Source organism: Allosphingosinicella sp. (assembly GCF_036570505.1).
Taxonomy (GTDB): domain Bacteria; phylum Pseudomonadota; class Alphaproteobacteria; order Sphingomonadales; family Sphingomonadaceae; genus Allosphingosinicella.
This window is the reverse complement of sequence record NZ_DATCYB010000015.1, coordinates 1-25,103: the sequence shown is the minus strand read 5'-3', so window position 1 is coordinate 25,103 and position 25,103 is coordinate 1. Positions and strand designations below refer to the sequence as shown.

General features: G+C 65.4%; 30 protein-coding genes, 2 tRNA genes, 1 other RNA gene and 3 pseudogenes. 23 read left to right on the top strand and 13 right to left on the bottom strand.

The genetic code is table 11. The annotated features are described in order from the left end of the window. Window positions 1-9 precede the first annotated feature (9 nt). The 6 genes from yihA to VIR62_RS00975 form a co-directional block, all read right to left on the bottom strand. Window positions 10-648 carry a ribosome biogenesis GTP-binding protein YihA/YsxC gene (yihA, locus tag VIR62_RS01000; RefSeq protein WP_431867920.1) on the bottom strand — a complete coding sequence of 213 codons (639 nt, stop codon included), beginning with the start codon at window positions 646-648 and terminating at the stop codon, window positions 10-12. Then, window positions 645-2,354 (bottom strand): membrane protein insertase YidC, encoded by a 1,710-nt coding sequence (yidC, locus tag VIR62_RS00995; RefSeq protein WP_431867918.1) that lies wholly within the window; start codon window positions 2,352-2,354, stop codon window positions 645-647. The genes yihA and yidC overlap by 4 nt, the downstream gene beginning before the upstream one ends. 10 nt (window positions 2,355-2,364) lie before the next feature. After that, window positions 2,365-2,577 (bottom strand): membrane protein insertion efficiency factor YidD, encoded by a 213-nt coding sequence (yidD, locus tag VIR62_RS00990; protein ID WP_431867917.1) that lies wholly within the window; start codon window positions 2,575-2,577, stop codon window positions 2,365-2,367. Next, window positions 2,574-2,891: a ribonuclease P protein component gene (gene rnpA, locus VIR62_RS00985; RefSeq protein ID WP_431868034.1), complete on the bottom strand. Its 318-nt coding sequence runs from the start codon at window positions 2,889-2,891 to the stop codon at window positions 2,574-2,576. Before rnpA ends, yidD begins: the two co-directional genes overlap by 4 nt. A gap of 23 nt (window positions 2,892-2,914) precedes the next feature. Then, on the bottom strand, window positions 2,915-3,049 hold the full coding sequence (rpmH, locus tag VIR62_RS00980) for a 50S ribosomal protein L34 (protein ID WP_431867915.1): 135 nt from the start codon (window positions 3,047-3,049) through the stop codon (window positions 2,915-2,917). A gap of 86 nt (window positions 3,050-3,135) precedes the next feature. After that, window positions 3,136-3,450 carry a hypothetical protein gene (locus VIR62_RS00975; protein ID WP_431867914.1) on the bottom strand — a complete coding sequence of 105 codons (315 nt, stop codon included), beginning with the start codon at window positions 3,448-3,450 and terminating at the stop codon, window positions 3,136-3,138. Between the two features lie 111 nt (window positions 3,451-3,561). Between VIR62_RS00975 and VIR62_RS00970 the strand changes: the two are divergent. Further along, window positions 3,562-4,154 (top strand): annotated as a pseudogene (locus VIR62_RS00970) (ATP-binding protein); the annotation flags it as partial. Window positions 4,155-4,183: 29 nt separating this feature from the next. Here the strand turns inward: VIR62_RS00970 and VIR62_RS00965 are convergent. Both VIR62_RS00965 and VIR62_RS00960 read right to left on the bottom strand, forming a co-directional pair. Next, the gene (locus tag VIR62_RS00965) at window positions 4,184-5,011 is read right to left on the bottom strand and encodes a flavodoxin family protein (RefSeq protein ID WP_431867913.1); all 828 of its coding nucleotides are present in this window, start codon (window positions 5,009-5,011) and stop codon (window positions 4,184-4,186) included. Window positions 5,012-5,147: 136 nt separating this feature from the next. Then, window positions 5,148-5,270, bottom strand: a complete 123-nt coding sequence (locus tag VIR62_RS00960) for a hypothetical protein (RefSeq protein WP_431867911.1) — start codon at window positions 5,268-5,270, stop codon at window positions 5,148-5,150. Between the two features lie 135 nt (window positions 5,271-5,405). On the opposite strand from VIR62_RS00960, the gene VIR62_RS00955 reads away from it, so the two are divergent. The 7 genes from VIR62_RS00955 to VIR62_RS00925 all read left to right on the top strand — a co-directional run bounded on the left by VIR62_RS00955 (window position 5,406) and on the right by VIR62_RS00925 (window position 10,990). Continuing rightward, window positions 5,406-7,250 carry a DUF885 domain-containing protein gene (locus tag VIR62_RS00955; RefSeq protein WP_431867909.1) on the top strand — a complete coding sequence of 615 codons (1,845 nt, stop codon included), beginning with the start codon at window positions 5,406-5,408 and terminating at the stop codon, window positions 7,248-7,250. A gap of 41 nt (window positions 7,251-7,291) precedes the next feature. Then, window positions 7,292-7,750 (top strand): DUF805 domain-containing protein, encoded by a 459-nt coding sequence (locus VIR62_RS00950; protein WP_431867908.1) that lies wholly within the window; start codon window positions 7,292-7,294, stop codon window positions 7,748-7,750. A gap of 46 nt (window positions 7,751-7,796) precedes the next feature. After that, window positions 7,797-7,881: transfer RNA gene (locus VIR62_RS00945), tRNA-Leu, on the top strand. Window positions 7,882-8,061: 180 nt separating this feature from the next. Continuing rightward, window positions 8,062-9,246 carry an AI-2E family transporter gene (locus VIR62_RS00940; protein WP_431867906.1) on the top strand — a complete coding sequence of 395 codons (1,185 nt, stop codon included), beginning with the start codon at window positions 8,062-8,064 and terminating at the stop codon, window positions 9,244-9,246. A gap of 52 nt (window positions 9,247-9,298) precedes the next feature. Continuing rightward, window positions 9,299-9,375, top strand: a tRNA-Asp gene (locus VIR62_RS00935). Window positions 9,376-9,496: 121 nt separating this feature from the next. Then, entirely contained in the window at window positions 9,497-10,618 is a 1,122-nt protein-coding gene (locus tag VIR62_RS00930) for a helix-turn-helix transcriptional regulator (protein ID WP_431867904.1), read from the top strand. Between the two features lie 141 nt (window positions 10,619-10,759). Further along, window positions 10,760-10,990 (top strand): hypothetical protein, encoded by a 231-nt coding sequence (locus VIR62_RS00925; protein WP_431867903.1) that lies wholly within the window; start codon window positions 10,760-10,762, stop codon window positions 10,988-10,990. 82 nt (window positions 10,991-11,072) lie between these two features. Here VIR62_RS00925 and VIR62_RS00920 read toward each other — a convergent pair whose 3' ends face one another. From VIR62_RS00920 to VIR62_RS00900, 5 genes are all read right to left on the bottom strand, one after another. Further along, window positions 11,073-11,285: a DUF2842 domain-containing protein gene (locus VIR62_RS00920; protein ID WP_431867901.1), complete on the bottom strand. Its 213-nt coding sequence runs from the start codon at window positions 11,283-11,285 to the stop codon at window positions 11,073-11,075. Continuing rightward, the gene (locus tag VIR62_RS00915) at window positions 11,282-11,857 is read right to left on the bottom strand and encodes a 5-formyltetrahydrofolate cyclo-ligase (RefSeq protein WP_431867899.1); all 576 of its coding nucleotides are present in this window, start codon (window positions 11,855-11,857) and stop codon (window positions 11,282-11,284) included. Before VIR62_RS00915 ends, VIR62_RS00920 begins: the two co-directional genes overlap by 4 nt. Beyond that, window positions 11,844-11,999: non-coding RNA, 6S RNA (ssrS, locus tag VIR62_RS00910), on the bottom strand. The genes VIR62_RS00915 and ssrS overlap by 14 nt, the downstream gene beginning before the upstream one ends. An 11-nt stretch (window positions 12,000-12,010) precedes the next feature. After that, window positions 12,011-12,334 carry a cell division protein ZapA gene (locus VIR62_RS00905; protein ID WP_431867897.1) on the bottom strand — a complete coding sequence of 108 codons (324 nt, stop codon included), beginning with the start codon at window positions 12,332-12,334 and terminating at the stop codon, window positions 12,011-12,013. A 2-nt stretch (window positions 12,335-12,336) separates the two neighbouring features. After that, complete coding sequence (locus tag VIR62_RS00900; RefSeq protein WP_431867895.1) at window positions 12,337-12,543, bottom strand: hypothetical protein; 207 nt, start codon at window positions 12,541-12,543, stop codon at window positions 12,337-12,339. A gap of 179 nt (window positions 12,544-12,722) precedes the next feature. Here VIR62_RS00900 and tkt point away from each other — a divergent pair, with 179 nt between their 5' ends. The 15 genes and pseudogenes from tkt to VIR62_RS00825 form a co-directional block, all read left to right on the top strand. Beyond that, window positions 12,723-14,702, top strand: coding sequence for a transketolase (tkt, locus tag VIR62_RS00895; protein ID WP_431867893.1), 1,980 nt, complete (start codon window positions 12,723-12,725; stop codon window positions 14,700-14,702). Window position 14,703: 1 nt separating this feature from the next. Next, window positions 14,704-15,714 carry a type I glyceraldehyde-3-phosphate dehydrogenase gene (gene gap, locus VIR62_RS00890; RefSeq protein WP_431867891.1) on the top strand — a complete coding sequence of 337 codons (1,011 nt, stop codon included), beginning with the start codon at window positions 14,704-14,706 and terminating at the stop codon, window positions 15,712-15,714. A gap of 103 nt (window positions 15,715-15,817) precedes the next feature. Further along, a complete protein-coding gene (locus VIR62_RS00885) occupies window positions 15,818-17,020 on the top strand; it encodes a phosphoglycerate kinase (RefSeq protein ID WP_431867889.1) in 1,203 nt (400 codons plus the stop codon). Then, entirely contained in the window at window positions 17,017-17,448 is a 432-nt protein-coding gene (locus VIR62_RS00880) for a VOC family protein (protein WP_431867887.1), read from the top strand. Before VIR62_RS00885 ends, VIR62_RS00880 begins: the two co-directional genes overlap by 4 nt. Before the next feature lie 10 nt (window positions 17,449-17,458). Further along, window positions 17,459-18,352, top strand: a complete 894-nt coding sequence (locus tag VIR62_RS00875) for a fructose bisphosphate aldolase (protein ID WP_431867885.1) — start codon at window positions 17,459-17,461, stop codon at window positions 18,350-18,352. A gap of 104 nt (window positions 18,353-18,456) precedes the next feature. Beyond that, entirely contained in the window at window positions 18,457-18,993 is a 537-nt protein-coding gene (locus VIR62_RS00870) for a class I SAM-dependent methyltransferase (protein WP_431867883.1), read from the top strand. Beyond that, window positions 18,990-19,679 carry a thiamine phosphate synthase gene (thiE, locus tag VIR62_RS00865; protein WP_431867881.1) on the top strand — a complete coding sequence of 230 codons (690 nt, stop codon included), beginning with the start codon at window positions 18,990-18,992 and terminating at the stop codon, window positions 19,677-19,679. The genes VIR62_RS00870 and thiE overlap by 4 nt, the downstream gene beginning before the upstream one ends. A 61-nt stretch (window positions 19,680-19,740) precedes the next feature. After that, the gene (locus VIR62_RS00860; protein WP_431867879.1) at window positions 19,741-20,778 is read left to right on the top strand and encodes a L,D-transpeptidase family protein; all 1,038 of its coding nucleotides are present in this window, start codon (window positions 19,741-19,743) and stop codon (window positions 20,776-20,778) included. Then, window positions 20,775-21,416, top strand: a complete 642-nt coding sequence (locus VIR62_RS00855) for a M23 family metallopeptidase (protein ID WP_431867877.1) — start codon at window positions 20,775-20,777, stop codon at window positions 21,414-21,416. The genes VIR62_RS00860 and VIR62_RS00855 overlap by 4 nt, the downstream gene beginning before the upstream one ends. Window positions 21,417-21,453: 37 nt before the next feature. Then, complete coding sequence (efp, locus tag VIR62_RS00850) at window positions 21,454-22,017, top strand: elongation factor P (protein ID WP_431867875.1); 564 nt, start codon at window positions 21,454-21,456, stop codon at window positions 22,015-22,017. 121 nt (window positions 22,018-22,138) lie between these two features. After that, window positions 22,139-22,957 (top strand): inositol monophosphatase family protein, encoded by an 819-nt coding sequence (locus tag VIR62_RS00845; protein WP_431867873.1) that lies wholly within the window; start codon window positions 22,139-22,141, stop codon window positions 22,955-22,957. Window positions 22,958-23,166: 209 nt separating this feature from the next. After that, on the top strand, window positions 23,167-23,544 hold the full coding sequence (gene ndhC / locus VIR62_RS00840) for an NADH-quinone oxidoreductase subunit A (protein ID WP_431867871.1): 378 nt from the start codon (window positions 23,167-23,169) through the stop codon (window positions 23,542-23,544). Beyond that, a complete protein-coding gene (locus VIR62_RS00835; protein WP_431867869.1) occupies window positions 23,535-24,089 on the top strand; it encodes a NuoB/complex I 20 kDa subunit family protein in 555 nt (184 codons plus the stop codon). Before ndhC ends, VIR62_RS00835 begins: the two co-directional genes overlap by 10 nt. 3 nt (window positions 24,090-24,092) lie before the next feature. Beyond that, window positions 24,093-24,743 (top strand): annotated as a pseudogene (locus VIR62_RS00830) (NADH-quinone oxidoreductase subunit C); the annotation flags it as partial. Window positions 24,744-24,851: 108 nt separating this feature from the next. After that, a pseudogene (locus VIR62_RS00825) lies at window positions 24,852-25,103 on the top strand (NADH-quinone oxidoreductase subunit D); the annotation flags it as partial.

Here is a 25,103-nt window from a genome sequence, read left to right as displayed (position 1 = left end):
CCCGTCGCGTCAGCCTATCGCCTCGATCACGGCGCGCCGCAATCCGTCGATGCCTAGCCCGGTTTCGCTGGAGGTCGTGATGATTTCCGGATGAGCCGCCGGATGCTTGCGCGCCTCCTCGGCCGTTCGCTGCTCGACGTCCTGAAGCTCGCTCGCCTTCACCTTGTCCGCCTTGGTGAGGACGAGATGATAGGAGACCGCCGCGTCGTCGAGCATCTTCATGATCTCGAGGTCGATCTCCTTCAGGCCATGGCGGCTGTCGACCAGCACCAGCGCCCGCTTCAGCACCTGCCGGCCCCGAAGGTAGTCGTTGACCAGGTAGCGCCATTTGCGGGCGATATCCTTGGGCGCCTTGGCGAAGCCGTAACCGGGCATGTCGACGAGCCGGAAACGGAGCGGCTCGCCGATATCGAAGAAATTCAGCTCTTGCGTACGGCCCGGCGTGTTGGACGTCCGAGCTAGGTCGCGGCGGTTGGTGAGCTTGTTGAGGAGCGACGACTTGCCGACGTTGGAGCGCCCGGCGAACGCGATCTCCTCGACCTCCGGCTCCGGCAGGAACTGGAGACCGGGCGCCGACTTCAGGAAGGCGATCGGCCCGGAAAAGAGCTTCCGCGCGATCTCGTCCAGATCCGGCGCCGCGTCGCTCACTTGGCCGCCTCGACCGCTTCCTTCATCTGCGGATGCCGGCTGTAAAGCCACTTCTGCTGGGCGATGGTGAGGATGTTCGACACCGTCCAGTAGAGCTGCAAACCCGCCGCGAACGGCGCCATGATGAACATGAAGACCCACGGCATCAGCGAGAAGACCTGCTTCTGCACCGGGTCCATCGGCTGCGGATTGAGCTTGAACTGAAGCCACATGGTGATGCCGAGCAGGATCGGCAGGACGCCGAGCGCCAGGAAGGCGGGAGGCGTGAAATCGAGATAGCCGAACAGGTTGACCGGCGTCATCGGGTCCGGCGCCGACAGGTCCTTGATCCACAGGACGAAGGGTTCGTGCCGCATCTCCACCGCCAGCATCAGCACCTTGTAGAGCGCATAGAAGATCGGGATCTGGAGGACGATCGGCAGGCAGCCCGCCATCGGGTTCACCTTCTCCTCCTGATAGAGCTTCAGCATCTCCTGCTGCAGCCGCGGCTTGTCGTCCTTCCACTTGTCCTGGAGGGCCTTCATCTTCGGCTGGACGACGCGCATCGCCGCCATCGACTTGAACTGCTTCTGTGCGATCGGGAAGAGCAGCAGGCGGACGATCAGCGTCAGGCAGATGATCGCGAAGCCGAAATTGCCGAGCTGGGCGAACAGCCAGTTCAAGAGCGCGAAGATCGGCTTCATGAACCATTCGAAGTACCCCCAGTCGATCGCCTTATCGAACATGGTGACGCCGAGATCGTCCTCATAATGGTCGAGCAGCTCAACTTCCTTGGCGCCGGCGAACAGGCGCGCCTCATGGGTGATCGCCTTGCCCGGCGCGACGATGGTGGGCTCGACCGTGTAATTGGCCTGGAAGCCGCCATTGGCGCCGCGCCGGAACGCGGCGGAGATGTCGGCCGACTGAGGCGGGACGAGCGCCGTCAGCCAATATTTGTCGGAAAAGCCGAGCCAGCCGCCGGTGCTGGCGAAGCGCTGGTCGCCTTCCTCGACGATGTCCTCGTAGCTCCAGTCGTAATTGGCGGCCTCGTGGAAGACGCCGATCGGGCCGACATGCATCGTCCAGCTGTCGGGATCCTCGGACTCTTCCGCGCGGCTGATGAGGGCGTAGGGGCGCGCGGCCACGGCGCCGGTACCGGTGTTGGTCACCGTCTGATTGGCGGTGAACATATAGCCGTCGTCGACCGAGAGGCGGATATCGAAGCGCTGTCCCTGGCCGTTGTCCCAGCTCAAGGTCACCGGCCGCCCCGGCGCGAGGCGGGTGCCGCTCGCCGCCCAGACGGTGTCGGGGCCGGGTAGCACTAGGCCTTCACCGGTCCAGCCGAAGCTCGCGAAATAAGCCTGGGGCGAGCCGGAGGGCGAGAGCAGGCGGATGAAGGGCGAGTCTTCGGCGAGGCTCTGGCGGTATTCGGTGAGCACGAGGTCGTCGATGCGGGCGCCGCGAAGGTTGATCGAGCCCTCGAGACGCGGCGTCTCGATGGCGACGCGGGGGGTCTCGGCGAGCACGGCCTGGCGATCGCGGACCGCCACCGGCGCGTCGGCCGTGGGGTCTTCGTCCGGCTGGGGGATCGGCACCTGCTTGCCTTCGACGATTCTGGTCGAAGGTTCGCTCGCCGTCGGGAAATAGCGATCCGAAATGAAGCTCCAGCCGAAGAGCACGATCGCCGAAAGGACGATCGCCAGGATCATGTTGCGGTGGTCGCTCACTTAATTCCCCTCACGGTACTGGGTCATAGCCGGATCCCCCCCAGGGGTGGCATCGGGACAGGCGCCGGGCGGCCATCCAGCCGCCGCGAAGCGCCCCATAGCGTTCAATGGCGGTGATTGCATAGGCCGAGCAGCTGGGATTGTAGCGGCACGACGGCGGCAGGATCAGCGATGGCCCCAGCTGCCAACCGCGCGCCAGGAGGATGAGGAGCTTGCCGATCATCGGCGAAGCTTCGCGAGAGCCTTCGAGAACTCGGCCTTGAGCGCGGGGAAATCCCGCTCGATCCCGCCCGCCCGGCCAATCAGGATATGGTCGGCGCCGGCGAAGCCCTGCTCCGGCAATATCTCCCGCGCGAGAGCCCGGAAGCGGCGCTTCATGCGGTTGCGGACGACGGCGCCGCCGATCTTCTTGGTGACCGTGATGCCGAGCCGCATGGCCGGATCGCCGTCCTCGCGCTCGCGGACCAACAGGACGAAGCCGGGCATGGGCGCGCGCCGGCCGCGATTCGCCGCGAGGAAATCCGCGCGGCGGCTGATTGTCCGGATGTCGCCTGAAGCGCTTACGCCGACAGGGTCTTGCGGCCGCGGGCGCGGCGGGCAGCCAGAATCTTGCGGCCGCCGACGGTCGCCTTGCGGGCGCGGAAGCCGTGACGCCGCTTGCGCACAAGGTTGCTCGGCTGGAAGGTGCGCTTCATCGCTCATACCTCGAAAGAAATTAAAAGGGCCGCCGGTTAGGTGGCGGCCTCGTTGGGGGCGCGGATAGGCAAAAGCGGGGGCCAAGTCAATCATCAACCGCCCGCATTTGCTGCTCCTTGCGCAGCTTTTCCCGCCGCCGGGCGCTGGGACGACGCAGCCCCCAGTCCGCCCAGGCGCCCTTGCGCGGATGCTGGCGCTTGAACTCCACATATTTGCGCTTTGCCCACTCGCTATATTTGAGGGTGAGTGCGAGGCCCGCGCCGAACACGATGACGCCGCCAGGGCCGGGGAGGACGCCCACCAGCGGCGTCGACAGCATCAGCAGCAGGCCCAGCACGAAAAGACCCGTGCGGACGGCCGGCACCTTTCCCAAGGCTTTCCATTTGCGGCGAAGCTTCATGGCCGCTCATGTGGGTTCGCTGTGTTGCAGGCTCAAGACGCCGAGAGGCGCCCTATCGACATATCGGACCGGTCCCTCCACAGCAGGATGGCAAAAAAGGGGCCTTTTCGCATGGTCGCGCATGTCGCCACGGTGGCGTTTCTGGGGCTTGAGGCGCGCGCCGTCGAGGTGCAGGTGCAGATCGCGAGCGGCCTGCCCAAATTCCTGGTGGTCGGCCTCCCCGACAAGGCGGTGGGCCTCGACGGCAGGCTCACCCCGTCGCCCGGCGTGCCTGCCTGCGGCGATGCCGCCTCCTCGCGCAATCTGGGTTGATCTGCCCGGCGGCGCAGGGCTCGGAAGCCGCCTGGGCCAGCGATGTCGAGGTGCTCGCGGCGCCCCGACCTCATAGCGCTCCTCAACCATTTTCGCGGCAGCGCCGCCCTTTCGCCACCAGCGCCGGGGGAGGCGGACCCGCCGGGCTTCGGTCCCGACCTTGTCCAGGTGAAAGGGCAGGCGACGGCCAAGCGGGCGCTGGAGATAGCGGCGGCCGGCGGTCACAACCTGTTGATGAACGGTCCGCCAGGGGCCGGCAAGTCCCTGCTCGCCGCCTGCCTGCCGGGGTACTACCCGAGCTGACGCCTTCGGGAGCATTGGAAGTCTCGATTGTCGCCAGCGTCGCCGGCTCGCTGGTCGACGGGCGGCTTATGCGCAACCGGCCTTTCCGTTTCCACCCCACGCCAGGCCGCACGACGGACTATTTCTGCCGCGGCTGATCCAGATCCTCGCCGGCGCTGATCAGGCGGCCTGATCGCCGGGCCTGCACCGCTTCCAGCAGGGTTCGCGCCGCGTTGCGGACTTCCTCCTGGATGGCGGTGTCCTTGTCGAGGGCGTCGTGGCTGGTCGCATAGGGCTGCCAATAGCCGATATAGCGGTCGAGCTCGGCCGGGACGCCGGCGGGTGCGAGGCGCATGAAGCGGAGCCAGTCGACCAGCGAGCGGCGGACACTCTCGGCGCCCTCGACGTCGCCATGGACGCGACCACCGCGAAGAGCCGGCCTTCGAGGTGGCGCGGATAGGGCAGCGGCGTCAGGATCGAGCTGCTTGGCCTTCTTGGCATCCTTGCCGTGGGTCGAAGTCGGATCGGGTTTGCCGCCATCGGCGCAAACCAGCCGGTCGATCATCAGCTTCATCGGGCTCGACGTATGATACCAGTTGACCGGCGTGATCAGCATGATGCCGTGCGCCCGAACCCAGAGTGGGTAGATGTCGTTCATCATGTCCTGCGTCTGGCCGAGCGCGTAGTTGGGGTAGCAGGAGCAGGGCCAGTGGCAGAGCGCCGGCGCGGTCGAGAAGCAGGCTTTGCAGGGGTGGATGTGCCTCCCATACTCGGCGGCCAGGCGCGAAAGGTTGAGCTCCTCCACCTTGACGCCGTCGACTCCGCAAATCTCGGCGGCAATCTCCGTCAGGCGCCAGCTCTTCGACATCTCGCCCGGACAAGTATGTTCGCTGCGTGACGAGCCGTTGATGATAAGGACGCACGGCGGCTGGGCGGGGTCCTCGTATTCGGACTGGGCTCTGCACACCGCCTCGTGGGCGGCGAGCCAGTCCGTGGCGAGGTCGTAGTCGGGATCGACGAACCCTTCGCCAGCCTTGCGCGTCCGCGGTGCCTTTCGATGATGTCTGTAGGCGTCCCAGGCGGTGCCCGCGATGCGGTCCAGATCACCGCGCAGAGGGATCGAAGGCGGGATCGGGAAATTGAGAGAGGAAACGGCGGCGGAATTCGCCTTCGTCGAGCGCGACGTCGGGCATGCCTTTCCTCGGTTCCGGCGCTTCGATGGCCATGATTTTTCCTTCCGACAGCGTAACAGGCGGCCGCGGCCCGCGTTCCGGCGCGGGCGCGATTGACTGGGGGACGATGCCGTGGAAGCAAGGCGCGACATCGAACGACTCCGAAACGGAGCGCAGGGAGGGAAATTCATGGATCGTCGGTCATTCATCCTGTCGGCAAGCACTGCCTCCGCCATCGCCCTGATGGGCGGCGGCTTCGCGCGCGCGGCGTTGGCGCAGGGCGCGGCCCAGGCGGGGCCCGCCGACGCGAAGCTCGCGTCGCTGATGGATCGCATGTTCGATAATTTCATCGACACGACGCCGGAGCTCGCCACCGTGCTGGGCCTAGACAAAGGCCCGCGCGCGGCGCTGAAGTCGAAGCTCTCCGATTATTCCAAGGTCGAGGCCGCCCGGCAGTTGGCCGTCGCCAAGGGCTTCCAGACGGAGCTGAAGGCGATAGATCGTGCCAGCCTGTCGGAGGCGAGCAAGCTTCATTATGACTGCGTCACCTATCTTGGCGACAATATCGTCGAGGGCGGCGAGCGCTTCCCCTACGGCAATAACGGCGTCGGCTACACGCCCTTCGTCATCAGCCAGCAGGACGGCGCCTATCAGGGCGTTCCGGATTTCCTCGATTCCCAGCACGCCATCAAGGATGCGGCGGATGCCGACGCCTATCTGGCGCGTCTCTCGGCCTTCGCCGTGGCGCTCGACCAGAATAGCGAGAGCGCGCGCGCCGATGCGGCGCTCGGCGCCATCGCGCCGTCCTTCTGCCTCGATACGGCTCTCGATCAATTGAAGGCGCTGCGCGGGCAGCCGGCGGCGGAGACCGTGCTGGTCTCGTCCATCGCTCGCCGCGCGAAGGAAGCCAACGTCGCCGGCGATCATGCCACCCAGGCGGAGAAGATCGTGGCGGAGAAAGTCTTCCCCGCGCTCGATCGGCAGATCGCGCTGGTCGAGGAGATGCGGGGCAAGGCGACGGAGGAGGCGGGCGTCTGGCGTCTTCCCGACGGCGCCGAATATTATGCGGCCTCGGTCCGCGCCTCGACCACGACGAGCATGACGCCCGACGAAGTGCACAAGCTCGGCCTCGATCAGGTGGCGGACATCACGGCGCGCATCGACACCATCCTCAAGGCGCAGGGGATGACGAGCGGGACCGTGGGCGAACGCATGATCGCGCTCAACAAGGATCCGAAGCAGCTCTATCCCAATACGGACGAGGGCCGCGCCGCGCTCCTTGCCAGCCTCAACGTGCAGATGAAGGAACTGGATGCCATGCTACCGCAGGCGTTCGCGACCTTGCCCAAGGCCAAGATCGAGGTCGTGCGCGTTCCCGAGTTCATCCAGGACGGCGCGTCCAACGGCTATTACAACGTCGCCGCCCTCGATGGCTCGCGCCCGGCTTATTATTACATCAACCTCAAGGACACGCACGACTGGCCGAAATACACGCTGCCCTCCTTGACCTATCATGAGGCGTCGCCCGGCCATCACCTCCAGATCAGCCTCGCCATGGAAAGCCCGGCGACGCCGATGCTGCTGAAATTGAGCCCGTTCGGGGCCTATACCGAGGGCTGGGGCCTTTATGCCGAATCCCTGGCCGACGAGATGGGCGTCTATGAAGGCGATCCGCTGGGGCGCGTCGGCATGCTCCAGTCGCTCCTGTTCCGGGCGGCGCGCCTTGTCGTCGACACCGGCATCCACCACAAGCGATGGGGCCGCGACCAGGCGGTCGACTATATAGTCTCGACCATCGGCTTCCCGCGCCCGCGCACCGTGCGAGAGATCGACCGCTACTGCGTTTCGCCGGGGCAGGCGACGAGCTACAAGGTCGGCCACACGCAATGGATGAATGTGCGCGGGAAAGCCAAGGCGGCGCTCGGCGATCGCTTCGATATCCGCCAATATCACCAGATCCTGCTCAAGGGCGCGATGCCGCTGACCGTCCTCGAGCGCGAGGTCGACGATTGGGTGAAGACGCAGGTCGCATAAGCCGACGGCGGTGGGCGCCGGCTCAACAGGGGGGAATGACAATGGAATGGGCACTCTTGCCAATCAGGCGCTATTCCGAGTTTAGCGGCCGGTCACGGCGCAAGGAGTTCTGGTCGTTCCACCTCATGTTGTTCATTCTTTCGCTGATCGCTTCGGCGATCGACGGCGCCCTCGGCATGAGCGCCCTGGTGCTGGGGCTATATGGTCCGTTGACCTTTCTCCTCGTCGTCGTCGTGATTACGCCGCAGCTGACGGTCTCCATCCGCCGGCTGCATGATACGGACCGGTCCGGCTGGTGGCTTCTGCTCGGCCTCGTGCCGATGGCCGTGATGGGTGTGATCGCCTTCGTGCCGCTCGGCTGGATGGTCGTCGGGCTCGCCACCGCCGTCGTCGCGGTCGTCTTCATTTATTTCTTCGTCCTCGATGGGACGGCGGGCCCCAATCGATACGGCGCGGACCCGAAGAAGGCCGAGCGAACGGCTCCCGTCGGCACGGCCTGACTTGCCGGTTGCCCGGGGCGCTGCCCTCGGCTAGGCAGCGCCGCGTGCCCCTGTGGCGGAATTGGTAGACGCGCTCGACTCAAAATCGAGTTCCGCAAGGAGTGCCCGTTCGACTCGGGCCAGGGGCACCAATTCCCATTTTCCTACACGCCCGCTTTCGGGCATGATGGCCGTCCAATGGTTCGAGGTCTTTCCTTCGCTGTTTTGGGTGGCGTTCAAGCCGACCCTGAAAACATTGTTTTTTCGGGGCTGATCCGTGTGACGTTCGTAAACTTTCGAAATCGGCCGGGCCCGGACCTCGGAGCCGCTGCGTGAACAAGCACGAGCGGCATATTCATGACGAGGATCCGCTGCACGAGGTGACCGAGGCCGCCTATCGGCGTGACCGGCTGCTGGCGGCTCTGGCTCTGATCGCCGGCTGCGGTCTTGCCCTTGCGCTTCCCTTCGCGCTTCGGGCCGGGGCCGAATTCTTCCTTCCGGTCACCGCGGCCCTGGTGATCGCCATCGCCCTCGTGCCCCTGCTGGAATGGTTCGAGCGGCGGCGTATTCCTTCGGGCCTCTCGGCGCTGATCTGCGTCCTTCTCTTCATCGCCTTCGCCAATATCGCGGTCGCCTCGATCGTGCTGCCCGCGACCGAATGGGTGATGCTGCTACCCGAGCGCATCGGCCGCATCCGCGAAACCCTGGCACCGATCCTCGACGTTTATGCGAGCCTTGAGCGTTTCATCGACAATGTCGTGGTCGAATTCGGAAGTCCCGCCGGCCCCGAGCAGCGCGTGACGGTCGAAACGCCCAATTCGATGCTCGACCTGATCGCCAGCTCGGCGCCTTATGCCGCGATCCAGATGTTCTTCGCGGTTCTGGTGATCTTCTTCTTCCTCGCCGGCTGGACGCGCATGCGCAAGCGGACCATCACGACCCGGGCGAGCTTCGATGGCGCGATGACGACGGCGCGCGTCATCCAGCAGGTGGTCGATGCCACGTCGACCTATCTTGGCACGATCACACTGGTGAACATCTCGATGGGTCTGGTGGTCGCCCTGATCCTCTGGCTGCTCGACATGCCGACGCCGTTGATGTGGGGCGGCATCGTCGCCGTTCTCAACTACATCCCCTATCTCGGCCCCATCGCGTCGACCTTGCTGCTGGCATTGGGCGGACTGATGGCTTTCGCCGACCCCTGGTATGCCTTCCTTCCCGCGATCAGTTTCGCCGTCATCCACCTCATCGAGGCCAATGTGATCACGCCTTCGGTCGTGGGGCGCCGGCTCACCATCAATCCGCTGCTGATTCTCCTGGCGCTGAGCTTTTGGGCCTGGGTCTGGGGGACGACGGGAGCGCTGCTCGCCGTGCCGCTGCTCATCATTCTGAAGACCGTTCTCGATGCCGCGGGCAAGCCGGACATCGCCGGATTCCTGTTCGAGGAAGGCACGCTTACCGGGCCCCATCACGACGATCCGATCGAGGAAGAGGGGCCGCGAAAAAATAGCCGGTAGCGTTGCTTGACAGCCTATGGGTGCTCGCCTAGGTCGCGCCCCACACATCCACGCGGGTGTAGCTCAGTTGGTTAGAGCGCCGGCCTGTCACGCCGGAGGTCGCGGGTTCGAGCCCCGTCACTCGCGCCATTCTCCCGTCCGTCCGATCCGGTAAGCGACCTCGCCAGTGCGTGTCGTCCCACGGGCGCCCTTGCCAAACCCCGCATCCTATAGAACAGTCTCAAGCCGTTGCGACCCAGGGGGAGGTCGAATGCCGCGCTTGCAGCTTACCAATGAGGAAATCTTCGACTCTCTGACCGATGACGACTGCTTCGCGGAGCTTCCCCGGAAGCTGGAGCAGGCTTTCGGCGGAGGATCGGCGCTGCTCCACTGGGCTCATGCCGACGGCGGCGGAGAGATATTGCAGTCGAGCAACCTCAGCCAGGATCTCCTGGCTCGCTACGCCCAGGAATTCTCGCCCCATGATCCATGGCTGAAGGCCACCGATTGCGGGCGGTTCAACAACCATGCTCTCAGCCTTGAAGAGCTGGTCCCGGTCAGCGAATACGCCCGAACCTTCTTTTATAACGAGTTCATCCGCCCGATGGGCGGCGACATGTTTCGATGCCTGGGCATCAGGGTCGATAACCGCTGGGGTACGGGAATAGTCGCCATCCATCGGGGGCGAAATCAGCGGTCCTTCGATCCGGAGGCCATCAAGAGCCTCGACCGCTTCGCCCCCTCCCTTCGTCGCATGCTGGCGGTCCGGGGTCGGCTCGCCGCGACTGACCGGCGGATGGAATCGGTGGAGGCGATGCTCGACCGCGTGGGTCAGGCGGCCCTGTTGGTGCGGGCCGACGGATCCCTCGTCCATGCGAATGCCCTGGGCGAAGCGCTGCTCCGCCGGGGTGACATTCTCGTTCAGCGCCAGGGAGTTGTGGCTGGCGTCTCCAGCCGCTCAACGATGCGGTTGAGGCAGGCCGTCGATGCCGCCTGCGCGTCGGCCGATGTCGGCGCGAGCGCGCTGCTCGTCGAACGTCCGGTCGGGCGGCCGCTGGCGGTTTCGGTCGTGCCTCTCAGGATGGACCATGGCGGTCGTTACGCGCTGCTGATCATTGATCCGGGCTCGACCGTCGAAGGCGCCGTGCCGAAGCTTCAATCCCTCTATGGCCTGACCCCGGCGGAAGCGGAAATCGGCCTCAGGATAGCCGACGGCGTCCGCCCGCAGTGGATCGCGGACGAGCGCGGCGTTTCCGTCGAGACGGTGCGCTCCCAGATCAAAGCGCTGTCGGCCAAGCTCGGCTGCACGCGCCAGTCGGAGATCGTCGCCCTGATCAAGGCGCTTCCTGCTACGAACCTTGTCCGCCGCGAGCCGTCCGGCGGCTCTTTCTGATCGTCGCGGTTCTGCAACGATCGGCCTGTGGATGGTAGGCAAGGGCCAAAAAATCGTCTATTTACCCAAAATGGGGGATGCCGGAATCCGCGACCCCCTCTAGATGGTCCGCGGACTAGTTGAGCTAAGGGAAGAAAAAAAATGAAAAAAATCATCGCCGCCGTGGCAGCCACCGCCGTCCTTGCAGCGGCTCCGGCCGTAGCGCAAGCTGCGGCCGCACCTGTGCCAGCGGTCGAAAGGACCTCCGGAAGCGCGCAGTTCGAGGACATGGGGCCCGAAATGTGGCTTCTGGGCGCCGCGGTGCTCGGCCTCGCCATCTGGGGCATCATCGAGCTCACCGATGACAACGGCGACGATCCGGTCAGCCCGTAACCGATACGGAGCCTCTTCCGAGGCTTCTCTCCGGAGCGTCACCGTCAACACGGTGGCGCTCCTTTTTCCTCGAGCGCGCCGATCAGGCGCGCCATTTCCCCGTTTCCATCCACCGAAGCAGCGGCTTCAGCGGCAGGATCCAGACGATCCCCGCGATGATGTAGTAAAGCGCGTGCACCGGCCAGGGCAGTCCGTCCAGCAGGTCCGCTAGGCTGACCACGATCACCGCCCAGATGATGATCAGCAGCAGAATCAGGATCACGCCGAAGGGCTTGCGCCAGCTGGGCTCGCTCATCGGCAATCTATCCATTCGCTGGGGGTGGCGATCGCGTCGAGCCTCATGTCCCACGGGTCGGCCGGAATCGGATCTTCGCTGATCTGGATGTCCCAGGCGATGCCGATGGCGAGCACGGCGCCGCCTTCCCGGAGGTGCGAGAGGGCTCGGTCATAATGGCCTTGGCCATGGCCGATGCGGGCGCCCGAGCGGTCGGCGAGGACGATCGGGACGAGGACGACATCAGGGGCGACCGCCTCCGCTGCAGCCTTGGGCTGAAGGACGCCCCAGGGCGCGGGCTCTGCGGCGAGGCCTTTCCGGAAGATCATTAGGGAATCGCGCGCGGCGAACCAGGGGAGGGCTGCGGTCTGGCCGTCGCCCAGCGCCTCCAGGATCGGGTACGGGCTGATCTCGTCCCTGAGGGGATGATATCCGGCGACCACTCGAGCACCGATGAGGCGCGGCAGCACCAGCCGTGCGAGCTCCGCTTCCAGTTCGGCGCGGAGCGGCGCACTCAGCGAGCGCGCGAACGCCCGGCGCTCGCCGAGGGCGTCAATGCGAAGATCGCTCTTGGAGGGTGACGGGACCGCCATGGCCGTTTGCTGGAATATCCTCTGACGCGTCAACGTCAGGTGGGGACCATGTGCGCCGGACCAGGATCCGGGCAGGGACAGCCCCCGAGGATGTCTTATCGCCTCAGGGATGTTCTCAAAAGCTCGTACCGGGCAGTACCCGTCAGGCTCTATCTAGGTGTTATGGGGCGCGGCCTCAAGTGTGGAGGCCAGCGCCTCCATCCGCTCCGCCAGCCGCTCCAGCGCCTGGGCGACCGCGGGATCGGGCGCGGCTTCTACCGGCCCGCCGCCACCCTCGCGTCGCTCCTTCAATTCATCGGCGAGAAGGAGCGCGGCATAGAGAAGCTGACGGGATTCGCCGAGGCCGCCCAGCGCGCCGGCGGCGTCGCGGGCCTTGCGGTCGACGATCGCGGCGACCGAGCGCAGATGCGGCTCCTCGCCGTCGCGGCAGGCGACCGCATATTTGCGGGAGTCGATCTCGATCTCGACGGAAGCCATGGCTACGCTCCTTCCCCGGCGACGAGCATCCGGTCGATCCGTTCGATGGCGCCTTCCACCTGGGCGCGGAGGGTATGGTGGGCGTGGCGAAGCTCAATCAGCTCGCCGTCGGCCTGCAACGTGGCCGCCGCTCTCTTCGAAGTGGCCTCGATGCGCGCCAGGGCCCTTTCGATCCGGTCGATTGCCTGCATCGCCAGTTCATCCGCCATGGTAAAGCCATAGCATGACCGTCGGGCGCGGCAAGGGTTTCGACGAGGCCCGCCAGAACTGGGGTTGGGGCGGACGGTGTTGACGGGGCCGCCCCCGCCTATAAAGGAGCCGACTAGGCAAGCGCCACGAGTCGCCCAGCGCCGTCCCTTTCGGGACAATCCATCTTAAGGGAAGCCGAATGTCCGCCGAACCGAGACTGCTCGCCAATGCCATACGCGCACTGGCCATGGATGCCGTGCAGGCGGCGAACAGCGGGCATCCCGGCATGCCGATGGGCATGGCCGACGTCGCTACCGTGCTCTTCACGGAATATCTGAAATACGATCCGCAAGCTCCCCATTGGCATGACCGGGACCGGTTCGTCCTCTCGGCCGGTCACGGCTCGATGCTGATCTACGCCCTCCTTCACCTCACCGGCTACGAGAAGCCGACGATGGAGGACATCCGCAACTTCCGGCAGCTCAATTCGCCCTGCGCCGGACATCCCGAAAATTTCATGCTGCCGGGTGTCGAGGCGACGACGGGACCGCTGGGACAGGGCTTCGCGATGGCGGTCGGCATGGCCATTGCGGAGCGGCACCTCAGCGCCGTATTCGGCGACGATCTGGTCGATCATCGTACCTGGGCGCTCGCCGGCGACGGCTGCCTGATGGAGGGCATCAACCACGAGGCCGTCGGCCTCGCCGGCCATCTGAAGCTCGGCCGCCTCAATGTCCTGTGGGACAACAACAAGATCACGATCGACGGCTCGACCGACCTGTCGACGTCCGAGGATGTGCTGGCCCGCTATCGCGCGTCGGGCTGGCACACCGTCTCCTGCGACGGTCACGACTTCGCCGACATTCGCCGCGCGATCGACGAGGCGCTGGCCGATCCGCGCCCGTCGTTGATCGATTGCCACACGATCATCGGCTATGGCGCCCCCAATAAGCAGGGCACGGCGGCGACGCATGGCGCCGCGCTCGGCCATGACGAGGTGGCTGCCGCGCGGGACGAGCTTTCCTGGGAGCATGACCCGTTCGACCTCCCCGGCGACGTGGTCGACGCCTGGCGCGAGGCTGGCCGCCGCGGCGCAGATGAGCATGGGCAGTGGCGCTCGCGCCTCTCCGCCAGTTCCCAGGGACAGGAATTCCTCCGCCGAATGGAACGGCGCCTTCCCGAGGGCTTCTCTTTGGATGGCTATCTGTCTGACCTTATCGCCAACCCGCAAAAAGTCGCTACCCGCAAGGCCTCGGAGCTGACGCTAGGCGCCATAAACGACGCGCTGCCCGAGACGATCGGTGGCTCGGCCGATCTCACCGGTTCCAACAACACCAAGACAAAGGCGACCAGGCCTCTGACGGCGGCCGATTATTCGGGTCGCTACGTCTACTACGGCATCCGCGAATTCGGCATGGCCGCGGCGATGAACGGCATGGCGCTCCACGGCGGCGTCATCCCCTATGGCGGCACCTTCCTCGTCTTCTCCGACTATTGCCGCCCCGCGATCCGCCTCTCGGCTCTTCAGAATGTCCGCGTCGTCTACGTCATGACTCACGATTCCATCGGTCTTGGGGAGGACGGCCCGACCCATCAGCCGGTCGAGCATGTGATGAGCCTGCGCATGATCCCCAACCTCGCGGTGTATCGCCCGGCCGACGCGGTCGAGACCGCCGAGTGCTGGGCTCTGTCGTTGGAGCGGCAGGACGGCCCGTCGATGCTGTGCCTCACCCGCCAGAACCTGCCGCAGCTGCGCACGGAAGCTGGGGAAAACCTGTCGGCCAGGGGCGCGTATCGACTCCGCGCCGCCAAGGCCGCTCGCAAGGTCGTGCTGCTCGCCACCGGCTCGGAAGTGGAGACCGCCGTGGCGACCGCCGATGCCCTCGAAGCGTGGGGCGTCGGTGCCGACGTCGTCTCGATGCCCTGCTGGTCGCTATTCGATGCGCAGGACGCCGCCTATCGCGCCGACATCCTCGGCGGCGGCGATGCGCTGCGCGTCTCGATCGAAGCGGGCACGACGCTCGGCTGGGCACGCTATACCGGCCTCGATGGCGTCAACATCGGCCTCGACCGCTTTGGAGCCTCCGCTCCGGCGGAAGACCTTTTCAAGCGCTTCGGCTTCACCGCCGAGGCCATCTTGCCGCAAATCGTTGCGGCTTTGAGTCAGGGAGATCAATGACATGGCGACCAGAGTTGCGATCAATGGTTTCGGGCGGATCGGCCGCCTTGTGGCGCGCGCGATCCTTGAACGGCCGGATTGCGGGCTGGAGCTGGTCGCGATCAACGATCTCGCCGATGCCAAGTCGAACGCCATGCTGTTCAAGCGCGACAGCGTCCACGGTCCTTATCCGGGCGACGTGAAGGCAGACGGCAACGACCTCATCATCGACGGCAAGCGCATCAAGGTGACCGCAGAGCGCGATCCCGCCAAGCTGCCGCACGCCGAGAACAAGATCGACATCGCCATCGAATCGACCGGCTTCTTCACCGACCGCGCTTCGGCCCAGAAGCATATCGATGCGGGCGCCAAGCGCGTGCTCATCTCGGCACCCGCCAAGGGCGTTGACCTCACCGTCTGCTACGGCGTCAACCATGAGAAGCTGACGGCCGAGCACACGATCGTCTCCAATGCGTCCTGCACGACCAACTGTCTGGCCCCGGTCGCCAAGGTGATGAACGACACGATCGGCATCGAGCGCGGGTTGATGACGACCATCCACGCCTACACCAACGACCAGAAGATCCTCGACCAGATCCATCCCGACATGCGCCGCGCCCGCGCCGCCGGCATGTCGATGATCCCGACGTCGACCGGAGCCGCTCGCGCCGTCGGCGAGGTGCTGCCGGAATTGAAGGGCAAGCTCGACGGCTCGGCCGTGCGGGTGCCGACGCCGAACGTCAGCCTGATCGACCTCACTTTCACGCCGAAGCGCGACACCACGCTTGAGGAAGTGAACGGCGTCCTCAAGGCGGCGTCGGAGAGCGGGCCGCTGAAGGGCATCATCGCCTACACCGACGAGCCCCTGGTCTCGATCGACCTCAACCACAATCCCGCTTCATCGACGGTCGACAGCCTGGAAACGGCGGTGCTGGAGGGCAAGCTGGTCCGCGTCGTCTCCTGGTACGACAACGAATGGGGTTTCTCGAACCGCATGGTCGATACCGCCGGCGCGATGGCGAAGCTGATCTGATCTGCGTCAGCCCGGCGAAAGTCGGGACCCAAGGACACAGTGCGTTTCGAGTAAGCCCGTGTTCTTGGGTTCCGGCGTTCGCCGGAATGACATGAGGAAGCGAATGGCGAACTTCAAAACCCTCGATGATCTCGGCGATGTCTCCGGCAAGCGCGCGCTGGTGCGCGTGGATTTGAACGTTCCCATGGCGGACGGCTCCGTCACCGACGACACACGGCTGCGCGCAACCCTTCCGACCGTGACCGAACTGGCCGACCGTGGCGCCATCGTCCTGCTGCTGGCGCATTTCGGTCGGCCGAAGGGTCAGCAACGGCCGGACATGTCGCTGTCGCTCGTCACTCGCGCCTATGGCGGGGTGCTCGGACGGCCCGTCCGCTTCGTCGAGGATTGCCAGGGGGAGGGGGCCAAGGCCGCCGTCGCGACGATGAGTCCGGGCGATGTCGCCATCCTCGACAACACCCGTTTCCATCCGGGCGAGGAAAAGAACGACCCCGCGCTCGCCGCCGCCATGGCCGAGCTGGGCGATTTCTACGTCAACGACGCCTTTTCCGCCGCCCATCGCGCCCACGCCTCGACGGAAGGTCTGGCGCATTTGCTTCCCGCTTATGCCGGCAGAGCGATGGAAAAGGAGCTGACAGCGCTCGAAGCCGCGCTAGGCAATCCGGAGCGCCCGGTCGCGGCGGTGGTCGGCGGTGCCAAGGTCTCGACCAAGCTCGACGTGCTAAAGAATCTCGTCGCCAAGGTCGATCATCTGATCATCGGCGGCGGCATGGCCAACACCTTCCTCGCCGCGCGCGGCGTCGATGTAGGCAAGTCGCTCTGCGAGCATGATTTGAAGGACACGGCGCTGGAAATCCTCGACGCGGCGGACCGGGCGAACTGCACCGTCCATCTCCCCTACGATGTCGTCGTCGCCAAGGAATTTGCCGCCAACCCGCCGAGCCTTCGGACCTGCAATGTGCATGAGGTCGCGTCCGACGAAATGATTCTGGATGTCGGGCCGGCCGCGATCGAGGCGCTGGCCGACGTCCTGAAGACTTGCCGCACCCTCGTTTGGAATGGCCCCCTCGGAGCCTTCGAGACCCCGCCTTTCGACTGCGCCACCGTCCAGCTCGCCCGGACGGCGGCGGCGCTCACCAAGGAAGGATCGCTCGTCTCGGTGGCGGGTGGCGGCGACACGGTAGCCGCGCTCAACCATGCCGGGGTTGCCGACGACTTCACCTTCGTCTCCACCGCCGGCGGAGCCTTCCTCGAATGGATGGAAGGTAAGGAACTTCCCGGCGTTAAGGCGTTGGAGCAGGCATGATCACGATCCAGGCCATAGACCATGTCGTTTTGCGCGTCATCGATCTGGACAGCGTGGCCCGCTTCTACATCGACGTACTGGGCGCCCGCTGGGAGAAGAAACAGGAAGCCGTCGGCCTCTACCAGCTCCGCGTCGGCACCGCCTTGATCGATCTCGTGCCGGTCGACGGCAAGCTCGGCCGCATGGGCGGCGCGGCGCCGGGGGCGGAAGGCCGCAATGTCGACCATGTCTGCTACCGCGTGCTGCCGTGGGACGGGGAGGCGATAGTCGCGGAACTGAATTCGCACGGCATCGCGGCCGAGATCGTCTCGCGCTATGGCGCCGAGGGCGAGGGCCCGTCCATTTATCTCGCCGATCCTGAGGGCAACACCCTCGAGCTCAAGGGGCCGCCCTGGGCGCCCGTCCCCGCACCGACCCAAAAAACTTAAGGACAATCCGATGCAAGACCCCGAAATGATGGCGAAGATGAAGGACGGCAAAGGCTTCATCGCCGCGCTCGATCAGAGCGGCGGCTCGACGCCCAAGGCGCTCAAGGGCTACGGCATCGAAGAGGGTGCCTGGTCGACCGACGAGGAGATGTTCGGCCTCATCCACCAGATGCGCTCGCGGATCATCACGTCGCCCGTCTTCACCGGCGACAAGGTGATCGGCGCGATCCTGTTCGAGCGCACGATGGACGGCAAGATCGACGGCAAGCCGGTGCCCCAGATCCTGAAGGAGCGCGGCGTGGTGCCCTTCATCAAGATCGACAAAGGTCTCGAAGCGGAGGCGAACGGCGTCCAGCTGATGAAGCCCATGCCGGAGCTGGGCGCGCTGCTGACCCGCGCCAAGGGGCTCGGCGTGTTCGGCACCAAGGAGCGTTCCGTCATCAACCTCGCCAACCGCGAAGGGATCGCCGCGGTCGTCCGCCAGCAGTTTGACGTGGCGCGGCAGGTGCTCGCGGCCGGCCTCGTTCCGATCATCGAGCCCGAGGTCAACATCAAGAGCCCGGAGCGCGCCGAGGCCGACCGCATCCTGCTGGAGGAGCTGACCAAGGCGCTGGACGCGCTCCCCGGCGACGGCAAGGTGATGTTGAAGCTGTCGATTCCCACTCAGCCCAACCTCTTCAAGCCGCTGGTCGATCATCCACGCGTGCTTCGCGTCGTGGCGCTTTCGGGCGGCTTCTCGCGCGAGGAGGCCTGCCGGGAGCTTGCGAAGAACGACGGCATGATCGCCAGCTTCTCGCGCGCTCTGCTCGCCGACCTGCGCCACCAGATGAGCGACGAGGAATTCGACCGCACGCTGGGCCAGGCGATCGACGAGATCTACCAGGCTTCGACGGTAAAGGCATAAAGCTGGCTCTCGTCCGCCGCTACCTGGCCGGTCAGTTCGCGCGCCCAAGCGGCTGGTCAGGGCGTTGGCTGATCGGGCCATGGCTCGACCGAATCGGCCGGGAGATGAACCGGCTGACGCTGAAACAGCTCGATCTCCAGCAGCATGATAGCGTGCTGGAGGTCGGCTTCGGCGGCGGCGGATTGCTGGCGATGATCCTCGCCTCCACGTCGGGAGAGGTCCACGGTGTCGATATCTCCAGACCTATGGTGCAGCGCGCCAGCCGGCGCTTTCGCCGCCATGGCCGCCTGCATCTTCATCGGGCATCCGCCGAAGCCTTGCCGCTGCCCGACGCAGCCGTGGACAAGGCGTGCAGCGTCAACAACATCTACTTTTGGGGCGACCCGGCGGCGGCGATGGCGGAATTCGCGCGCGTGATCCGCCCCGGCGGCCGTCTCGCCATCTGCTTTGAACCGGCGGACGAGCTGCGCAAATGGCCAGGTCACGAATATGGCTTCCGACTCTATGAGGGGCATGAAGTGCATCGGCTTTTTGCCGAAGCCGGTTTCGATAAAGTCGTGGGAAGATGGGCCAGCGGCCGTAAGCCCGACCGCTTTCTCTGCTTGAGTGCGATCCGGCTTGGTGCTGAGAGGGGCGCATGACCGAAGAAGACGATCTAGGGCTGGACCCGGAGTTCTCCGCCCGCTTCGAAGGTCGGGAGCGCGCGCCGTGCCAGTTCTACCTGATCTCGCCGCTAGAGGTAGGCGGCGACTTTCCGGACCGGCTCTCCGCCGCCTTTGACGGCGGCCCCGTCGCCGCCTTCCAGTTCAGGGTAAAGGGTGTCGATCAGCACCAGGCGGCGCGGCTCGCCGAGCCGCTGCAGCGCACCTGCGCCGATCATGAAGTCGCCTTCATCGTCAACGATGATATGAGCCTCGCGAAGCGGCTCGGCGCCGACGGCGTCCACCTCGGCCAAAGCGACGGCGATCCGCGCGAGGCGCGGGCGCTGCTCGGCCCCTCGGCCCAGATCGGCGTCACCTGCCACGATAGCCGCCACCTCGCCATGGAGGCCGGCGAAGCGGGGGCCGATTATGTCGCGTTCGGGGCCTTCTTTCCGACGACGACCAAGGAGGTCATCCACCGCCCCGATCCCTCGATCCTTGGCTGGTGGTCGACCCTGTTCGAAATTCCCTGCGTCGCCATCGGCGGTATCACGCCAATGAACGCGAAGACGCTGGTCGACGCCGGCGCCGATTTCCTCGCGGTGTGCAGCGCGGTGTGGAGCCATGACGGGGGGGCAGGGACGGCCGTCGCGGCTTTTCATGAAGCGATGAAGCGTTCGGGATAACGTTCAGGGAAAGAAGTTTCGATTGTGACGTTAAAGCTCCGAACCGAGATGGAGTTCAGGCGTGCGTGACGAGAAACTTCTGGCCGCCCTTCTGGGCGCCCTATGTGTCGTGGCCGGCGCTCCCTTTGCCAGCGCCGCGCTGGCGCAGGAAAAGACCGACGAAGCCCCATCCGCCCCCCGCGACAGCGGCATGGACGGCACCATCTTCCACGCCCAGGTCCTGCTCGACCGCGCCGGCTTCGCGCCGGGCGTGATCGACGGCAAGAAGGGCATGTCGTTCGAGGAAGCGATAAAGGGCTTTCAGACCGCTCGCGGCCTGGACGTGACCGGCGTGCTCGACACGCCCACAAGAAAAGCGCTCCTGACCGACCAGGCGCCCTCCACCCGACGCCTGCGCATTGATGCGAGCGATGCGGAGGGACCGTTCGTAGGGCCCATCCCCGACGATCCGGCCGATCAGGCGAAGATGGAGCATCTCGGCTATCGCAATCTCCTCGAAAAGGTAGCCGAGAAGTTCCACACGACACCCGCCGCCATCATCGCGCTCAACCGACCCGACATGGTGCTTCGCGCCGGCACCGTGTTGCGGCTCCCCAACGTCCTGCCGAGCTCGCGCGACTATGGCGACGTGCCGGCCGAGGCGGCGAAAATGCTGAGCGACCTCAACGTCAGCGGCGATCTCCCCGAGGCCGAGCGGATCGTGGTCGACAAGTCCGACGGCGTCCTTCGCCTTTATGGAGAGGGCGATCGGCTTCTCGCCCAGTTCCCCGCCACCATGGGAAGCACGCACGATCCGTTGCCGCTGGGCAACTGGCGGGTGACCAGCATCGCCTATAATCCGCCCTTCCATTTCCAGCCCGAGCTCTTCTGGGATGTGGCCGACGAGGAGGACGAGCAGCGCATCCCGCCAGGCCCCAACGGTCCGGTCGGCGTCGTCTGGATCGACCTGTCCAAGGAAAATTACGGCATCCACGGCACCGGCGCGCCGGAGACGATCCAGCGCGCCCAGAGCCATGGCTGCGTCCGCCTCACCAACTGGGACGCCGCCCGCGTCAGCCAGATGGCGAGCGACGGCATGCCGGTGACCTTCCAGGCTTGAGCAGGTTCAAGCTCTGGGCGACCAACATCGCCACCGCGATCGTCGTCGCCTTCCTGACCAGCGCGTTCTGGATCATCGCCTACAGCAATGGCGCCGATGACGAGGATGTCGAGGCGGCGGGCGACACCGCCGTGGTCGAGACGGAGCGGGGCGGGGAGGTGGAAATTGCCGAGGGGCTCGTCGTCGGCCCCACGGGCCTCGCCATTCCAGTGGCGGGTGTCAGGCCGAACCAGTTGATCGACACATATACCCAGGCGCGCGCCGCCGGCGCCCGCGTCCACGACGCCATCGACATCATGGCGGACCGGGGGACCCCCGTCGTCGCGGCCGCGCCGGGCGTTGTCGAGAAACTATTTTTCAGCGATGGCGGCGGCGGGATCACCGTTTATGTCCGGTCGCCCGACAAGCGCTGGACCTACTACTATGCCCATCTCGCCAGCTACGCGCCGGGCCTCAAGGAAGGGCAGCGCGTGACCCGCGGCACGCCGCTTGGCCGCGTCGGCAGCACCGGCAATGCCAACCCCGAAGGGCCCCACCTCCATTTCGCCATCCACCGCATGCAGCCGGGCGAGGGCTGGTGGGAAGGCTCGGCCATCAATCCCTATCCCCTCCTTGCCGGGGACAGAAGGGGCGGTTAAAGCGCGCCCGGCTCTTTTTCAAAATTGTGAGACTGTCATGAAGATCAGCGGCGTGGACATTCGTCCCGGCAACATCATCGAATATGAAGGCGGCATCTGGCGCGCCGTGAAGATCCAGCACACCCAGCCCGGCAAGGGCGGCGCCTATATGCAGGTGGAGCTGAAGAATCTCATCGACGGCCGCAAGAACAATGTCCGCTTCCGCTCCGCCGAGACGGTCGAGCGCGTCCGCCTCGACACCAAGGATTTCCAGTTCCTGTTTCGCGACGGCGATGCGCTGACGTTCATGGACAAGGACAATTACGAGCAGGTCACCTTGCCCGCCGACCTGCTCGGCGACGTCGCCGCCTTCCTCCAGGACGGCATGGACGTGGTGATGGAACTCTATAATGAGCGCCCGATCTCGGTGCAGCTTCCCGACACGATCGAGGCGATGATCGTAGAGGCCGATGCCGTGGTGAAGGGTCAGACTGCTTCGTCCAGCTACAAGCCCGCCATCCTCGACAACGGCGTCCGCGTCATGGTCCCGCCGCATATTTCGAGCGGAACGAAGATCGTGGTCGATGTCTACGAGCAAACCTACGTCCGCAGGGCGGATTGAGACTTCCCCTCCCGCTTGCGGGAGGGGCTAGGGGAGGGCGTGTTCCGGGCTTCGCGCGCTCCGCTTCGAATTAACAGCCCCTCCCCCGACCCCTCCCGCAAGCGGGAGGGGGGAGAAGAACATGGTATCCCATTCCGGCCTCATAACCGTCATGCAGCGCGCCGCCCGCAAGGCGGCGCCGCGCATCCGCCGCGATTTCGGCGAGGTCGAACAATTGCAGGTCAGCCGCAAGGGGCCGGCCGACTTCGTTTCCATGGCCGACAAGCGCGCCGAGCAGACGGTAATGGAGGAGCTCCGCCACGCCCGCCCCGATTGGGGCTTCCTGATGGAGGAGGGCGGCACGATCGCGGGCGATCCGACCAAGCCGCGCTGGATCGTCGATCCGATCGACGGCACGTCGAACTTTCTCCACGGCATCCCCCATTTCGCCATCTCGATCGCTGTGCAGGAGCCGAAGCCCGGCGGCGGCAGGGGCGAGGTGACGCAGGGCCTCGTCTACCAGCCGCTCACCGACGAGAGCTTCTGGGCGGAGAAGGGCAGGGGTGCCTGGCACAATGAGCGACGCCTTCGCGTCTCGGCGCGCCGCGACCTGTCGGACGCCCTCATCGCGACCGGCATCCCCTATAAGGGTCATGGCGACATCGCGCGCTTCGAGAAGATCCTCGGCGCGGTCGCCCCCGAAGTCGCCGGGATCCGCCGTTTCGGCTCCGCCGCGCTCGACCTCGCCTGGGTCGCCGCCGGCCGCTACGACGGATTCTGGGAAGAGAATCTGCAGGAATGGGATGTCGCCGCCGGCATCCTGCTGGTGCGCGAGGCGGGCGGCTTCGTCACCGATTTTCGCGGCGGCGACAGGATGATCGAACGCGACGAATTCCTCGCCGCCAACGACCAGCTCCACTCCAAACTCCACAAGCTCATCGCCAAGGCCGTGCGCGCCTAATTCGTTTGTCATGCTGAACTTGTTTCAGCATCCATTTTCGTGCCGCCGAGAGGATGGAGAGCTGGACCCTGAAACGAGTTCAGGGTGACGCGGGGTCTCCAACTCTAAGCCTCCGTTCCTGCGAACGATTCTCACCGCCTCCAAGCCTTGCCTCATCGCGGCACGGGTCCTAGAAGCCGCCCCAACTTGCGTGTCCCTGGAGAATCTCGATGGCGTCCGTCGCCGCCGGTTATCTGCCTATCCTTTTGTTCCTCGGCGTGGCCCTGGCGCTGTCCTTCGCTTTCGTCGTGTTGCCGATGATCGTTTCGCGCTTCACCGGCGCGCACAATCCCTATGCCGACAAGGTCGCCGAATATGAATGCGGCTTCCCGGCGTTCGAGGACAGTCGGTCTATGTTCGACGTGCGCTTCTACCTCGTCGCCATCCTCTTCATCATCTTCGACCTCGAAGCCGCCTTCCTCTTTCCCTGGGCGGTGTCGCTGGGCGGCATCGGGTTCGCGGGTTGGGCGGCGATGATGATCTTCCTCGTCGAGCTCACCATCGGCCTCGTCTATGCCTGGAAGAAAGGAGCGCTCGAATGGGAGTGATCCTCGATCCCCGCCACGAGAATCCGCGGCCGACCGACCTTCAGCAGCCGGACCCGGACTATTTCAACCAGCTCCAGGCGGAAGTCTCGGATAAGGGCTTCCTCGTCACCTCGACCGAGGACCTGTTCCAGTGGGCGCGCACCGGCTCGCTCTGGTGGATGACCTTCGGCCTCGCCTGCTGCGCGGTCGAGATGATCCATGTGAACATGCCGCGCTATGACCTTGAAAGGTTTGGGGCGGCGCCGCGCGCGTCCCCGCGCCAGTCGGACGTGATGATCGTCGCCGGCACGCTCTGCAACAAGATGGCCCCGGCGCTCCGCCGCGTCTACGATCAGATGTCGGAGCCGCGCTATGTCATCTCGATGGGGTCGTGCGCCAATGGCGGCGGCTATTATCATTACAGCTACAGCGTCGTGCGCGGCTGCGACCGGATCGTGCCGGTCGACATCTACGTCCCCGGCTGCCCGCCGACCGCCGAGGCCCTTCTCTACGGGATCATGCAGTTGCAGCGGAAGATTCGCCGCGTCGGCACGATAGAGCGTTAAGCGATGAGCAATTCGGCACCGAAGATCGCGCCCCGCGAAGGGATAATCGACGAGGTAAAGGCCGCGCTCGGCGACGCCTTCCTTGAGGCGAAGGATACCGTCCAGGAAGTCTCGATCACGGTCCGGCGCGAGGCGCTGGTCGAGGTGATGACGATCTTGCGCGACCAGTTCCAATATCAGCAGCTGATGGAGATCGCCGGGGTCGACTATCCGGGCCGCGAGGAGCGGTTCGACGTCGTCTATCACCTGCTCTCGGTCACCAAGAACCACCGCATCCGCGTCCATGTCTGGACCGACGAGGAGAAGCCCGTGCCCTCGGTCACCGGTCTCTGGCCCGTCGCCGGCTGGCTGGAGCGCGAGGTTTTCGACATGTACGGCGTGCTCTTCTCGGATAATCCGGACCTTCGCCGCATCCTCACTGACTACGGCTTCCGCGGCTTCCCTCAGCGCAAGGACTTCCCGCTCACCGGCTATGTCGAGATGCGCTATTCCGAAGAGCAGAAGCGCGTCGTCTACGAGCCCGTCCGCCTCGCCCAGGATTTCCGCGATTTCGACTTCATGAGCCCGTGGGAGGGCGCCGAATATATCCTTCCCGGCGACGAGAAGGTCCACCCGCAGCAGGCCGGCGCGCCCAGCCCGATGAAGGCGGACGAGAAGGCCGCCGAGGTGAAGAAATGACAATGGACTGTTTCCCGGCGAACTCCGGGACCCAGATTTTTCTTCTTAGCTGGACCTCGGCTTTCGCCGGGGCACAGGTGGCGCATGGCTGAATATCTCGAAGAGATCAAAGGCAAGGCCGATGCCGCCGACGCGACCGTCGGCGATGTCGAAGTCGCCAACTACACGATCAACTTCGGCCCGCAGCACCCCGCCGCGCACGGCGTGCTGCGCCTCGTCCTCGAGCTCGACGGCGAGATCGTTGAGCGCGTCGACCCGCACATCGGCCTCCTTCACCGCGGCACCGAGAAGCTCTGCGAATACAAGACCTACCTCCAGGAGCTGCCCTATATGGAC